13 protein-coding genes are annotated in these 14703 nt (G+C 50.9%); 6 read left to right on the top strand and 7 right to left on the bottom strand.

All coding sequences use genetic code 11. From position 1 onward, the window contains the following. Window positions 1-3: 3 nt before the first annotated feature. The 6 genes from ACUZ9P_RS10700 (at window position 4) to ACUZ9P_RS10675 (ending at window position 6145) form a co-directional block, all read left to right on the top strand. Entirely contained in the window at window positions 4-1407 is a 1404-nt protein-coding gene (locus ACUZ9P_RS10700) for a hypothetical protein (protein ID WP_233483097.1), read from the top strand. 10 nt (window positions 1408-1417) lie between these two features. After that, window positions 1418-2566 (top strand): twin-arginine translocation signal domain-containing protein, encoded by a 1149-nt coding sequence (locus ACUZ9P_RS10695; RefSeq protein WP_227118414.1) that lies wholly within the window; start codon window positions 1418-1420, stop codon window positions 2564-2566. Between the two features lie 78 nt (window positions 2567-2644). After that, complete coding sequence (locus tag ACUZ9P_RS10690; protein WP_449249698.1) at window positions 2645-4477, top strand: CobW family GTP-binding protein; 1833 nt, start codon at window positions 2645-2647, stop codon at window positions 4475-4477. Between the two features lie 42 nt (window positions 4478-4519). Beyond that, entirely contained in the window at window positions 4520-5122 is a 603-nt protein-coding gene (locus ACUZ9P_RS10685) for a MotA/TolQ/ExbB proton channel family protein (RefSeq protein ID WP_449249697.1), read from the top strand. A gap of 88 nt (window positions 5123-5210) precedes the next feature. After that, entirely contained in the window at window positions 5211-5633 is a 423-nt protein-coding gene (locus tag ACUZ9P_RS10680; RefSeq protein ID WP_449249696.1) for an ExbD/TolR family protein, read from the top strand. Beyond that, entirely contained in the window at window positions 5630-6145 is a 516-nt protein-coding gene (locus tag ACUZ9P_RS10675; RefSeq protein WP_449249695.1) for a TonB family protein, read from the top strand. The genes ACUZ9P_RS10680 and ACUZ9P_RS10675 overlap by 4 nt, the downstream gene beginning before the upstream one ends. A gap of 414 nt (window positions 6146-6559) precedes the next feature. Here ACUZ9P_RS10675 and ACUZ9P_RS10670 read toward each other — a convergent pair whose 3' ends face one another. From ACUZ9P_RS10670 to ACUZ9P_RS10640, 7 genes are all read right to left on the bottom strand, one after another. Further along, window positions 6560-6841, bottom strand: a complete 282-nt coding sequence (locus ACUZ9P_RS10670) for a hypothetical protein (RefSeq protein ID WP_411330864.1) — start codon at window positions 6839-6841, stop codon at window positions 6560-6562. Between the two features lie 122 nt (window positions 6842-6963). Then, window positions 6964-7836, bottom strand: coding sequence for a ParB/RepB/Spo0J family partition protein (locus ACUZ9P_RS10665; RefSeq protein ID WP_449249694.1), 873 nt, complete (start codon window positions 7834-7836; stop codon window positions 6964-6966). Window positions 7837-8042: 206 nt separating this feature from the next. Next, window positions 8043-8711, bottom strand: a complete 669-nt coding sequence (locus ACUZ9P_RS10660; protein WP_449249693.1) for a YagK/YfjJ domain-containing protein — start codon at window positions 8709-8711, stop codon at window positions 8043-8045. Window positions 8712-9202: 491 nt separating this feature from the next. Then, window positions 9203-11371 (bottom strand): AAA family ATPase, encoded by a 2169-nt coding sequence (locus ACUZ9P_RS10655; protein ID WP_449249692.1) that lies wholly within the window; start codon window positions 11369-11371, stop codon window positions 9203-9205. A 436-nt stretch (window positions 11372-11807) separates the two neighbouring features. Beyond that, complete coding sequence (locus ACUZ9P_RS10650; RefSeq protein WP_449249691.1) at window positions 11808-13277, bottom strand: isochorismate synthase; 1470 nt, start codon at window positions 13275-13277, stop codon at window positions 11808-11810. Further along, window positions 13274-13591, bottom strand: coding sequence for an isochorismate lyase (locus ACUZ9P_RS10645; RefSeq protein WP_449249690.1), 318 nt, complete (start codon window positions 13589-13591; stop codon window positions 13274-13276). The genes ACUZ9P_RS10650 and ACUZ9P_RS10645 overlap by 4 nt, the downstream gene beginning before the upstream one ends. Window positions 13592-13920: 329 nt before the next feature. Beyond that, a complete protein-coding gene (locus ACUZ9P_RS10640; protein ID WP_449249689.1) occupies window positions 13921-14661 on the bottom strand; it encodes a class I SAM-dependent methyltransferase in 741 nt (246 codons plus the stop codon). Between the last annotated feature and the right edge of the window lie 42 nt (window positions 14662-14703).

Below are 14703 nucleotides of genomic sequence, written 5' to 3'. Positions count from 1 at the left end.
TCTATGGCTGACCACGACATTCCCTATCTTGAAGAGCGAAAGCTCATCAAGCGTTGGCAGGGCCCCTGGCCTGTATTGGCCAACATGGCGGTAACGCTCTCCATATTTGCCGTAACCTGGTGGATTTTTCAGGATCCACGCGGCATCATGCGCTTTTATACGCCCTATGTGGGCTACAACTATTGCCGCTGGTGGCTCATTATTCTCATCTGGATGGCCTATATTTTCGATTTCTGGCCATTCAAACGCAACTGGATACGCAACGCGCACCCCCTGCAAAAGGGCCTTGTGCTATCGCTTGTGTCAGTAGGCGTTATGATACTGATGATTCATGGTTTTTTTGAAAATATTCTGGGCAATTTTGCATTTGCCTATTTCAGCCCGCACCAGTTGCAAAAACTGCCAGGGCTGACCGATTTCTACTCCACAGAATACGCGGCCCAGGCCTGCATGATGTTTGCCGTTATTGCCTCGTGGATCAGCCCGGCCTGGATTGTGGCTCTGGAGGGCCGCCCCTGGCAAAACGAGGGCCAACCTGTGAGAGGCTTCAGCATCTGGCTGGGCACGTTCTGCCTGAGTCTGGTCATCTACTTTATGACCATGCACAACCACATGGGCATTCTGTATTACCCGTGGCAGTACTTTACGGCCATTACGCCGCCGTACTGGGAATCGTTTGCGCAAACTGTTTCGGCCAACTTCCATGTGGCCTGGATCATGTGCTGCACCGTTGTGGTGTGGTTTGTGGAAGGAATTTGGGAGCGCTATCCATTCTGCCTTATCAAAAGGCCGGGGCTGCGCCGTTTTGTGACATTTTTTGGCATCATAGCCATCTCCGTTTCGCTGTGCTTCTTCTTCTGGTACATGCAGGAACTCGTGTGGGGCGACGCCATACGCGGTCACCGGCGCGATGCCGCCCCCGACTGGCGCTGGCTGCACGTGGGTGAAACGGCCATCTTCTTCCTTGTGCCAGCGCTATTTCTGCAATTCTATTGCGGCAACTGGCCCAACAAGTTTAGCACTCCGGTAAACGTACTTATCCGTACAGGGCTGGTGGCCCTTGGCGGTATCGCTGTGTACTGCCTGTACTACAAGTACGCCCACTTTGTACTCGGCACGCAAAAGGGCTTTTCTCACCCGCAGCAGTTCCCCATGATACCCATGATCTGGCTCATCGACATCTGGCTGATCAACTGGTGGTTCATGGACGGTTGGCCCGGCTGGAAGCGCGAATTGCGCACCAGCGAGGATATCGCCGCCGAAGAACACGCCTTTGCCGTCCAGAGCGCCTGGACCCCGGCCATGCTTCCCGGCCTTGTGGTGGGCATTCTCGCTGGCGTTATTCTGTACTTTGCCATAGTGGCCGCGCTGCCCTGGTTCAGCGCACACTTCACCCTTGTGCAGTAGGGAGAACAACATGGACAGACGAGAATTTATCAAGGGTGCTGCGTTAGGGGTCGGCGTAGGGGCCATCGGAGCCATGGGCGCGTATTCATATTCACCCATGCGCAGGGCCTTTCTTAAGGACGTAAAGCGCGGAACCGCAGATATCGGCGTATGCAAGGCAATCAAGATTACCAATATCTCCGAGACAAGCTGGTTTGACAACGGCACATTCATGAAGGATGTGACCGGCGCAGGCGGCCTGCTGGTAGACCAGTACACGTTCAACTGGCCGCCGTTCGGCAACGGCAAGGGCATTGGCAAGGGCAGTTACGCCGACGGCATGAAGCTGATCAAGCACCTGCTGCCCAACAAGCTGGAAGAAGCCTGGCAGATCGTACGCGAAAACAGCGTACACTCCGAGAATGCCGGTGGTTTTTCATGCCTTGTTGAAATTGAAGCCATGGACGGCAAGGTGACAAAATACCTTTTTGACACCGGCTGGAATTACCTGTGGATGGACACCTGCTACAAGCGCGAAGGCATCGACACCATGCTGGCAAACAATGAAATTGCCGCCATGATCCAGACGCACGAGCACATGGACCACTACTTTGGCCTGCCCGCCGTAACCAAGTACAATCCGAATATTCACATCTACACGCCCAACACCTTCTACCCCAACGGCAAGCAGTATCTTAAAGACAGCGGCCATGTGGGCAAGTGGACAGAAGTGCCCAAGGGCCTGCACAAAATTCAGGAGGGCGTGGCCCTCTATGGCTTTGACTGCCCCATCATTTTCAAGGTGTTTGGGGAAATGTCGCTCTACTGCAACGTAAAAGATATTGGCCTTGTGAGCATTACCGGGTGCTGCCACCAGGGCATCATTCTTTTTGCCGACACCGCCTACAAGACCATTGCCTACGAAAACGACCAGTTCTACGGACTCTACGGCGGCCTGCACATCTCACCCTTTGACGACTGGGACCCCAAGTACGACGACCTGGTCATAGGCCTTAAAAAGTGGGATCTGCAAAGGGTGGGTTGCAACCACTGCACTGGGCTTATCACGGCGCAAAAATTTGTGGATGCCGGTTATCCGGTTGTGAAAGGTACGGCGCGGTTTCGCTCCAAAACAACAAACTACCTCGGCAACGGGGACGTCATCAAGTTTCCCTCGTAAACGGCACAGCCGGGGGGGGAGCACACCACTCCCCTCCCGGCTGGGTTAAAACACAGCCTACCGCGACGGAGAACAGCCATGCGCCTCGATACGCTATTGCCGCGCCCCCTCTCGCCAGAAACAGATGCAGAGAGTCCATCCATACTCAACTGCCTGCTCTCCGGCATACACCTTGACCGCAGACGGGCACGGGGGCTGGGCTGGCGAGGGGTACGCCCCTCCAACCAGCTGTATGCCGCCTGGACATGCCGGGTGGCTAATTCTCCACACGTCTACGGCCTAGTTTTTCAGGAAGAACACGCGGATGCTTCTTTTCTTTACGGCACGTTCACAGCGCACGTTTTCCCCGATGCGGCAGATCCCGTCCTCGACACTTTTCCTCTACAGGCCCTGTCGCTGGCCCTGGGTGAGAGATACGAGGAAAGCGTGCGCAATCTTTCGCTGCACGCGCCAAAGCTGGCCCCGTTCTGCATGGGGAAATTTCAGATTGTCACCGCGCTGGATGGCACAGGCCTGACCCTGTCCGTAGCCGCACCGGCCAGATACCGCCAGATTTCCCAACAGGGAATTGCCACGCAACCCCCTGCCGCATCAAACAGCTACGCAGTGCAATCCGCGCAGCCTCTGGAGTGGATTGTTCCACCCGGCGGGGTGGAATATGATGTGCCCGCATTCAGGCTGCTGCTGCGGCTCTTTACAACGGTAACAGCCACCGCAAGCACCCTGTTTGAAGAAGAACCGCACCTAAGCCTGCACATGACGCCGCAGACACAGCCAGATGCAGACCGAGAAAATACCCTCCCCAAAGTTCTGTCGCTGCAAGCGCAACTGGGAACAGGCCCGCAGGCTCCGGCCCACGCTGCTTGTGGCAGCACTGGCCGTGCGGGGGCGGTCGCCGCCCTGTCTGCTGAAGGCAAGGTTCTGACGCACCTGCCCGGCCGCCAGCGCCAAGGGGCTGCATGCACCAACGCCGATCTGCCTGTCATGCACATACTGACCGGTTTTCTTGGCGCGGGCAAAACCACATTTCTGCGCCGCTGGCTGGATTATCTGAATGGCCGGGAGCAGTACGCCGCCGTCATACAGAATGAGTTTGGCCGCATAGGGCTTGATGCTTCTCTCACTCGCGGGGAGACGCATGTGGAAGCACTGGACGAAGGTTGCGTATGCTGCTCGCTTGCAGACAGCCTGCGGCCCGGCCTGCAACGCCTGCTGCAAGCGGCCCCCGCCGAACAGATAATCCTTGAAACCACAGGCCTTGCCAACCCCGCCAACGTGCTTGAATCCATGAAAGACCTTGACGATCTGGTGCGGCCTGGGCTGATCATAACGGTCGCCGACGCGCTGACCTGGGACGCATCCTGCTCTGGCATCAGCATGGCGCAGGTGGAACAGGCCGATGTCATCATTGCCAACAAGTCCGACGCCGTCTCCCGACAACAGCTTGAAACGATGATGCACGACCTGCGCCGTCGCAATCCCAAAGCCGTTATCCTGCCCGCAGCGCAGGGCAACATATCCTTTGCCGTTCTGGACTCCCTGCACACCGCATGGCTGGACGCCCAGGGGCTGCCGCCCTCGCGCATGCCCCGTCTGCGCCCCATGAACGCCTTGCGCAACCTCAATCATGCAGACGAGGGTTTTGCCTCATTTTGCCTCAATCTGCCGCAGCCGGTCAGCGTAAAAGACATAGAACGCATGGTGGCTTGCGCTGGCCCAGGGCTGTGCCGGGCCAAGGGCATTGTCAATCTTTGCAGCGATGGAACTGTTACGCCAGCCGTTGCCCAGTACGCCGCTGGCCGCCTGGAATTTGAAGAAGCCCCCGATGGATCAGACGAGCGGTACATGGTCTTTATCGGGGTGAACCTCGCGCCGGTTCATGCTTCAGGCAGCGCACCCACAACAGCATAAACCCTGCCGGTACTGCGTGCCGGTTGCGTCAAGGAGGCAGTAATGAACATCATTGCACTTGGGGGCTGGATGATGTGGCCCCTGCTGGCAGTTTCCATTCTTGCCCTGACGATAATTGTGGAACGCCTGCTGCTATACGCATCGTGCGGCTTGCCCGATGACGGACTGCGCGCGGCCCTGCTCAAAGCCTCGTGCAACGGCGATGTGGAAACGGTGGCAGAACGCATGGCCGCAGTGCCGCTGCTGCAACCGTTTGCCGAGCTGCTCACAGTGGCAAGCCCCAACCGCGAATCAGCCCTGCATCTGGCAGGCGAACAGATTCTTGAACAACTGGAGCGGCGGCTCGGCCTGCTCGGCGCAATTGCCCGGCTGGCCCCGCTCATGGGCCTGCTGGGAACGGTGAGCGGGATGATCTCCATTTTTTCGCGCATCGCGCACGCCACCAACGGTGTGGACATGAGCATGCTGGCCGACGGTATCTGGCAGGCATTGCTCAACACGGCATCCGGCCTGTGCATTGCCATTGTTGCCCAGTTTTCGCTGGCATTTTTTCATGCCCGTCTCAAGAACATTGCCAGCATGCTTGACGCTGCGGGCAATGCATCATTGATGCAAAGCACAACCGCCACTGGCGATGCCTGCTAATTTATTTCGCTGTGCGAGCTGCGACACCATCTTCTAACGCAGACTTGCCCGGCAAATTACCTCTTGCTGTTCCAAGGAGGCAATGCAGATGCTTCGCCTTTCCCGCCCGTTGAACGCAGCATATGAGTACGACCTGATTCCGCTCATAGATATGTTATTCATATTGCTGATATTTTTTGTAATTTCCGCTGCATTTGCGGTGCGCGGGCTTGAGGTTGATCTGCCCGCAGCCAACAGCAGCAAAACCCTGTCAGGCAGGGTGATTGAACTGCGCCTCACCGCTGACGGCGATATTCTTTGCGAAGGCCAACCCCTGCCCCGGCAGGAAGTCAGGAGCAAACTGCACGAGCTTGTGCGCGGCTTCAGGAGCAGGCCGGGCAGACTTGTGCTGGCCGCTGACCCCAAGGCACCGGTAGAAGGCCTGATATTTCTTGTGGATGAAGTGCGTATGGAGGGCGGCGAAAAACTGCTTATTGCCACCACTGGACAGCCGGCAACGGACAGGCCATGACCACCACCGAGCGGTTCTACGCCGCGCTTGCCATTTCGTGCCTTGCCCACTGGGGCATGCTCCACCTGTTTGGCGCAGCCTCCGCGCAAAATTCGCTGGGCACACCCACAATAATCAGCATGGAATCCCTTGGGATAGGGGCTTCTCTGCAAGGCGGCGCTGACATCAGTATGGAGGCAACCCCCACCAGGATGGAGCCGCAAAATACCGCAGACAAACGACGTGAGGCTTTTTTTGCCTTTCTTGACGAGCTGGATGCGGCAGTACATGCCCACCGCATGGATGGAGGCGAAGAAGGACTGCTTGGCGTTGCAGCCTATGCTTTCACCGTGCGCCCTGACGGCAGCTTTACCGACCCTGTGCTGCGGCAGACATCGGGGTCACCAGCTCTCGATGCTGCGGCATACCGGGCTGTTCGCGCGGCCAGCGGCAGCGTGAAACGCCCGGAGCTTCTGGGCAACGGCGATATCCCCGTTGTACTGCATGTAAAATATCAATACGACTTACACTAGCAGAAGATATCCTCGCTATTAAACAGAACTACTCACAAAAAATTACTATTTTTAATCATAGTTCCCCACAAAAGACTAACAATAATAAATTTATGGTATCATTTCTAGCACTGATTATTGTTGTTACAGTATAATTTTCAGTTTCAATTGCCATGATAAAGTATATATTCTGCATAACGCATTATCCCATCAACAGATAACAAAAACATATTCATTGCGTTAGCAACTCAATGAGTTGGCTAGCCTCATTTGCTGTCATTTCGCTATATTCCTTGTAAAAGTTTATAGAACAAAGAGCTTCAGCGTCTAGTCCCTGCCGCTCCGCGAGGTCATAGGCATAGCAAAGTTGCTTGTCAGAAGCAGGCTGATTGGCACTGCGTGGGGTAAAACCGTACATAATCACCTCAAATTTTTTCATAATAGTTGAAATTTTTTCCGAATATACGCCATGACTGAGGCGCGGGGGTAGCCAATCTTTGACCCTGCCCGTACACGCTCTGCGGGGCCTTTGTGCAAAGCGTCTTCATTGGACAGCGTTTTTGCTGAAATCAGCCCTCCTGTTGCCTTCGCTAGCTCTGCTCTTGAGACCACGGGCGGCAATTCCTGTTCTATGGTTCTAAAAAATGCTTCTGTGCCGATGCCATGGTTTATTAGTCTTTCAGAACGCTCAAAATTGCGTTGCCAGTATTGTTGCATGTGTTCTCCTGCCTGTTGGGCTGATAAGGGTTGGTGTGGGAATGCATATAATAAGCAGATAATAAAATAAAAAAAGGGTGTTGCCAGTAAAGCAACACCCTCAAATATTTTGAGTGAAACAGTTAATTCTCTTCGGATTTGCCTTTCTGATAGGCAGAGACTTCATCCAGTAGAGCTCGTATCTCCTTTTCAATGCCTTCTCTAAAACGAGCATCCGTTATTTTTTCTACATCTTTCTTGATTCTATCGCGCAACTTTTGGATGTGACCTTTGAATGCGGTCAATCTGCGGTCTATTTTGGGAATCTTATTTTCCGGTTGGGCAGTAGGTTTCTGCCCTGCTTCACCAGAACTAGAATCTCGCGACTTTTTGGCTGCTTCCTTCTTTTCGATGGCCTCTAGCATCTTTTTGAATTCAGCTTGCTGCTTATCATCTTTTAATTTTGAAAGTTTAAGCAGTTTATTGCGCGACCAAAGGGGACTCGTAATAGCCGCGTCTTGTATGCCAGATGGGAGGCTATTGAGCTTGAGTATTTCAGAGATAGTACTTTCTGCCTTGCCCAATTGAACTGCAACGCCTTGTTGAGCTAAACCAGATGCATTGATGATGTCTTGAATAGCTCGAGCTTCTTCCATGGGCAGGAGAGAGTTGCGTTGTAAATTTTCAGTTAATGCAATGATCCTATAATTTCCAGATACCAACTGAGCTGGCAGTTCTTCAAGACCAAGTTCTGATGCGGCCTTGTATCTGCGCTCACCCGAGACTATTACTTTTTTATCGCCATCAACCCGGTATAGAATCGGAGTAATAATTCCATTAACACTAATAGAGCCTTTCAACTCTTCAAGTTGCTGTTTATCAAAATAGCGCCGGGGCTGATTACTATCAGGCAATATCTCTGATATCTTGAGCATCTCGATCTTTGAGCTAACACCCACAGGGTTCTGGGGGACAAATTGAGCACTTGTCGATACCTTGGGTGGATTAATAGACACAGCAACACCTCGTATTTTTTGACCATTCCACACTTCGGAACTCCGAAGTCACCAAAACAACCAATAAAGTCTGCGAGCAAGTCTTTTAATTAGCGTAGGGATGATTGAAAAAAAAAGTCAACACAAACCAGGCCCCCGATGTCCTGCAAACATAAAGGCTTATCCGAGAGGTCTGGAGGATACCACTACCTCCGCAACTCGCAACATCATTTTCGAGGGATCCTTGTGCATGAGGATACCCTTGATCCTTTGGGGTTGAATTCCTTGGTGCGGACTTTAGCCAAATAGCTACCAGCAAAGATTACATCATTGATCTGATCTTCGGCCTCAGGTGAATTGCGCTCTATGAGCTTGCCTTTGGCTCCATTGCTCCCAGAAAAATTAACCAATCCCTCATAGCTTTCATTGGGAGTGTTATTTGCGTTTTGCAGTTTGTTTTTGACTGCCCTACTCACAGCTTCTTTAACGGAATAGCCGTTTTGAATTGCATTGCCGTTGACAAACGCATTTACATGAAAGTGTGGCTTGTCATCTGGCGAGGTCCTTTCTGTAGTCCAGACCCAGTGCACATCGGGATCATTTTTCCCATCTTTTGATTTTGAGTTTAGAGTACGTGTTGCACTTTCAATAATCCTGGTCATGTCCTTACTGTCGAGTGTATAGTCAATCTCTTGTCCATTGTTCCCGATACGACCAGTTGCTGTGTTCTGAATATCAAGGCGTACTGACAACACCCTTGAGTGCTCTGCTGTCATGTGTTCAACCGTGCCTATGATCTGGTCTAATGTTTTTATATGACAATGGAGGTTACCATCTTGACCATTGTTAATTGTGTAGCCTCTGTATTTATTCCCAGAAGTGGTGTCTTTTGCCATGACCATCTCCCTTGGCTTACTTTTACTCTGTCATAGTTATTACTTTTATGGCTAATAAACATACCACTGGCAATAAACATCGTGTTTATAATTTATTCTACAGAATGCACGTATCATTTGTAGCAAATAGCTTTTTTATGATTATTATTAAGACACTACTAAAACCGGGATAGACAAGTACGCACTACACCGAATATAAAAAAATTTACTTCTGAAAGATGCTAACAAATTTCACATAACATTGTTGCGATAAAGTTTACTTATACAAACTAATGACAACAAATCGTTATTAGAATGGTTGACAATTATTTTGTCCATCCATCTACTGACGACTCCCCCTTTAGGGGAGTCGTCAGTAGATGGATGGACAGTAAAAATATGCCTAGCCAGCTAAGCAAGATTGGTTTTCAGAGTCTAGGTAGAAGGGGAAAAAACCACCAACCGCTGACCGGCCAATCTTCACTAATATATTGCACCGCGCTGTACTGGGACTAACATGTATCATCATCCAATTGCACACTAGTGTTATTTTCCGTTGAATCAGCAAGCATGCCTTTTTCCCTCAGTGCCTTGTAATACTTGTGAGCGGTAGCCCTTTTACATATGCCCATTTCAACAATAGCAGCACACACTTCCTTCTGCCCATGTGTAGGGTTCTTTTTGGCATAATCGACTATGGCTTGATCAATAGTCAACACGCTAGCAACCGGCATATCACCGTCCACATCTTCTGAATTTTCATCATCGGAACAAAGTAGGCCTGAATCAGAATGAATCATAGGTTTCTGACTAACGTCAAAGACCATCCTGCTAGCTTCGCTCTTAATTTTGTAACTAGTCCAGCAATGTTCACCAGATTCAAAATTACGATTTTTTGTTGCTATTGCTTCAATTCCACATTTACTACTCTTCAGCTGCAGAACAACGTCTAAAGCAATCTCTTTCCCCATTGTGCCATACGCGGTATCTCCCTTTTTACCTTGGTGATCAACCACAATTGCTGTTTTTCTATGCTTTCTGCACCAATCATAGAACATATTGGGAGCAGCTGCATTGGAAATCCCTGTTGACATGCTCGACGGAAAAACTTTGAAGAGGCTATCAACAACAATAATCTCGGCTTGTTCAAGGTCAGGCAGCAAGTCCTCCCAACCAGCGTCAGTATCCAACCGTATATCTTTTTTTTCAGTCACGGATGAACGGACTATAAGTTCATTCGCGGCACTCTCTGGCAAACCAAGTCCTTCGGCAATTGCGCGAGCACGTTTTTTCAGGCTGTCTGCGGGCAACTCTGCATCAATTATCAAGACACGGTATTTCCGCGAAGGGCAGACCTTCCCACAGAGCGCCTTTTGTCCATTTGCGAAGCACAATGCCTGCAACAGCACAAATAAACTCTTTCCTACACCACGCCATGCAAACATCGTCATCTGGTCACCAAGACGCAGTAGATCTTCCAGAAGCAATTCTGGTTCGTTTTTGCTGTCGGGCAATTCCAGCAAAGGCTGCCCTTGGGGTAAAATTCCCTGCGGAGGCTCCACGCCAAATTTTTCGCGGCAATGTTTTGCGAATTCAGAAAGATCGCACTCACCGTCACCGTTGGTGCGAGTCAGGTCAGACAAGTCTTGGACCAAACCAGAGAGGCTTGTCACCTTCTGGCGTCTTAAAAAATAGGCAGAGCTCCCTTGCTTCTGCAAAGCGGAGTACACCTTAAAAGCCTCATGGCACCCGGCTGCCGTGTTGTCTGGAAAAATAAGCGGAATCAGTGAACCCAAGGATGCCCAATCGCTTCTTTCAACCGAACTACATGTCGTTATTGGTAGCCATTTGGATATCCATGCGTGATCCTGCTTGATAGTCTCGCACATCGCTTCGCTTGAGCATATGAGGACATATTGAGAGCTAGGCCTAAACCGTATGATATCACATAGATTATAAAGAGGAACTTTATTGGTAGGATAAAGCAGATCAAAAACAACATTGCCAGTAGAGTTACCCGCACGCTGCCAGGCCGATATGGGAAGCTTAGCAACCATTCCTGATTCATTAAAAAAATACACAATACCAAACGCTGTACTTCCATTCTCTGTGGAGTACCAATACACTCTAAATTGCTTGAATCCAAAATTTATCGAAAAGTCTTTAATAGTCTGTTGCGCATGCTGCTTGTCTATGTCCGTCATCAGCACGCTGTTGTGACAAGCCTTTCTATTGAAGAGACAACGATCTTCTTTGGTCAGAGGCAACTCTATTTCCCTGATGATATTCGAACAGATATTTTCTGGAAGCCACCCACATTTCTGGCGGAAAAGTGGGCCAAGATATAATCCACCCGCTGCTGGATATTCTTCTGCTTCGGAAATAATTTTTTTATCTTCACTGTTTCCATGAAGGTAATTCAACAAGCTGTTTCTTATTGTAGAATATGCACCGCAGCTTTCAGGATGCAAAGAAATAGCAGTATTATCAGATAGAAAAATATCTTCTTTTTCTTGCGTTGCATTAGGATCAAGGATTTTTGCCAATCTTGCCACAAGACCGGGGTCTGTCTGAACTTTACGCCAAAATAAGTCTTGCAGAAGCGCATCATTTACAGAGCCATACAGCTTCCAGGCAGGATGACCGAATGCCTTTGGATAACGCGGAGTATATTGGAGCATGGATCCCCCAACGGCGCAGTTTCATTTGTTGTCTGAAATATTTCAACAGCTTCTACAGGCTATATAACCTAGCCTTGTCAACTGATGCAAGAAATGGAACATAGACCGTCGGCAAGGAGAAGTAACAAAGATTGTCGGGTTATGTCCGCCATGATCCATAAATAGGGTTCGGCAGACATGAGACGTGTGCCCTTGCTGGTGAAGACGAGATGGGTTAAATAAGACATCTGGCACAGCGTGTGAGTGTGCCACTCACTGGGTCACCATAACTACCCTGCTCTTTTAACTTATCAAGCAATACAGCCAGTTGGCTCTAGTCCTCCTCGCTCCGCTGCCGAGTCCCGCCCTCGGCACCATTTGAACTCAGAGAGAGTTCAAAGAAGCCCGTTAAGCTGACAGCTTAGCGGGCTTTCTTCTTTTCAGACTTCTGTTCAGTTCAAGCGATTGTGGCTTGCTCTCCTTTCTCAGGGACGCTTTGCCCCTGTCTTTGAGGTAGAGCCTTTTTAACTCGCATTGGCTTATTTTTTTTCCACTCTGGGCATACCCCGTCTAGCATGGTGGAAAATTTTAGCTGCGTTTCCCGATATTCTTTTTCAGGATCAGAACCAGCCACCAGACCGCAACCGGCAAAAAGAGTTGCGCTTCGTCCGTCGATGATGCCAGACCGTAGCGAGACCATAAACTCCCCGTTGCCAAGAGCATCAAGCCAACCTACCGGCCCTGCGTACCAGCCTCGGTCAAAATCTTCATGGGCACGCAAGAATTCCAGCGCACTATTGCAAGGTACCCCACCCACAGCGGGGGTGGGATGCAGATGTTCAATAATATCAAGAATATTGTATGGCTGCACAATCTCACCCCCAAAATGGGTTACTAGATGTTGCACACTTTTCAGTTTGTGCAGCGAGGGCGAGGCATCCATAGCAATGCATCTGCAGCGCGATCTGAGCGCCTGCGATACGGCCTGCACTACAAAATCATGCTCCTGCCGTTCCTTTTCAGAGGCCAACAACCCTTGTCCAAATGCTGCATCCTGAGCGGGGTCTTCACTTCGCGGAGCGCTGCCTGCCAGGGCCATTGTGCGAAAAACTCCAGCATTTGCGGCAAGAAGAACCTCCGGAGTAGCGCCGACAAAATAAGCCCCCTTTCGCCCAAAAGCGAAAAGCGCAGCTTTGGGATTGTCCACCTTCAAACGCTGCACAATAGCAGGCACAGCAAATGGCACGTCGGCTTTGACCCGCAGCATACGCGCGGCAACAATCTTTCTGGCCTTGCCCTGCGAAATATCGCGCAGGGCAGCATGCACCAGAGTATGCCAACGGTGCTTCTCTTTTTCTGACTCAAGTAACACTGGTGGTGCTAAAGGGGCAGACCCAGCGATTGAATCCCTGTTTTTCCATAAAGAAACCATGCGCTCAAACCTGCTGACCAGATCAGCATGGGGAGGAACGTAATCCGCAGCGACCACATGGCAACCGCCGTCTTCCAGATGCAAAACTGCCAGACGAGGTATCGACAGTGCCCCATCCTTAAAATTTTTCCACATTGGCGAAATGTTGCAGGCAGGGTCAAACCGAAAACCACCCAGTGCAAATGGCGCGATACCGCCTACCACAACAGCCCCATCAATGGCTGCATGCCATTCAGAAGAAACCGTGGAAAATCTACGGCTGTTCTGTCCCAAACACTCCAGGGCGCTCCCCACGCCGAGTATGGATCTGCCCGCAAGCCCAAGCCACAAGCTTACATCATCCTGACGAGAATAGCGGGCAAATATAGAAAGCAAATCCGCATGAGGCACAGGTGTACTTGCAACTGCAAGCACCGACCGTCCTTCTGCGGATGCTTTCTTGCTGGCGGTGTCCATTGCGAAAAGCAGGGAATGGCGGATAACGTCAAACATCATTCACCCGCCCTGCCCGGCATGTAGATTTGCCGCCAATGCCCGATCTGCGTGGCAATGTACCAGTCGGTAATACGAATAAACAACTTTTCAACAAAGTCTTCCGCAAGCCCGCAATCCCTGGCCCATGCCCGCCTTTGCGCCAGCATGCTTCTTACCCGATCTGGCGCGGGGATGTCCTCCTCACCCTTTTTGAAAGCAGCAGCCGCTAGGACATACTCCAGGCGGCGACCAAGCAGGTTGACCATTTCTTTATCCAGCAGATCTATTTCATAGCGGATATCTTCAAGGCTTGAGCATTCGCCCGGTTTTTTCATGGTGTACCTCTCGAATTTACTCTAATTAAAAATGAAAATGAATTTTCAATTCATTAAATATTACTACGCCACCGCAGAACAAAAAATCCCACCGGCAAACCCCAAAACGGGTTCGCCCCCATTCCACCCTACTGCCACGAATGACAATCCGCGTGATACAATCTTTTGGCTGGCACATCATGTTACATGCCAGCCAAAAGACCTGTTATTCTGAGCCGATACTGTCCTTCGTGCCGTGCATCGCACCACAGAGCAGTAAAAATCCATGCCGATGGCAATGACGAAGGTGCAATAAGACCCGCATACTCCCGGTGCCGGGGCAGAACAGATTACGCTGGCAGTTTGCGCAGTATACCCGAGGGAATAAGTGTATCATCATTTACGGGTTCAAATTCAAAGCCATGGGGGGCCGCCTCCCGCGCAACATCCTTGAGGCTTACAGTCTGCCATGTATACTCAGCATGGCTTTCCAGAACTACTTTGCCGTCACGGACAATCTGATATGTGGACACCCATTTTTCACGCTGCTCATCCAGCGGGACACCTTCAGCCCAGGCATGGTAAACATTGCGTCCCATGGGCACTTCCGCCACATGAATCTTTTCAACAGGCTGAGGTTTATCAATCATCATCACGTCAAAAAGCACCAAACCGCCGGGCGACATATGTTTAGCAAGCCTGCCCCAGAAATTACGCCGGGCCGCATCGTCCATAAGACCGATGCAGGCAAGAAACAGCACGGCCCGGACTTTTTCAGGCAGATCAGCGCCTTCAAAGGTTGATGGGATCACGGTAGTTCGCTTTTGCAGGCCTTCTGTCTGCATGATCCGCGATACAAGCACGGCACGCATAGTCGGGGAAGGTTCTATGGCAAACATTTCCACATCGGGCAACACGCGGCCCACGGCAACAAGGCCATGCCCGGTGCCAGAACCGATATCCAGAACAGCCCCTTCTACATCCACAAGACCAGAAAGTGCTTTCAGAAAGCCCTTGCGGCGCTGCCACAAATTGCCTGCCATCACGTCATAAAATTCCCCGGCGTCAGCGTACATTTCCTTGTTTTCCATGTTGTCTCCTTTAAATGATTAGAAGCAATTGCCACTACAGGA

The organism is Desulfovibrio intestinivivus (genome assembly GCF_053570665.1).
The sequence above is the reverse complement of the archived record's forward strand: the minus strand, read 5'-3'. Positions and strand labels throughout refer to the sequence as shown.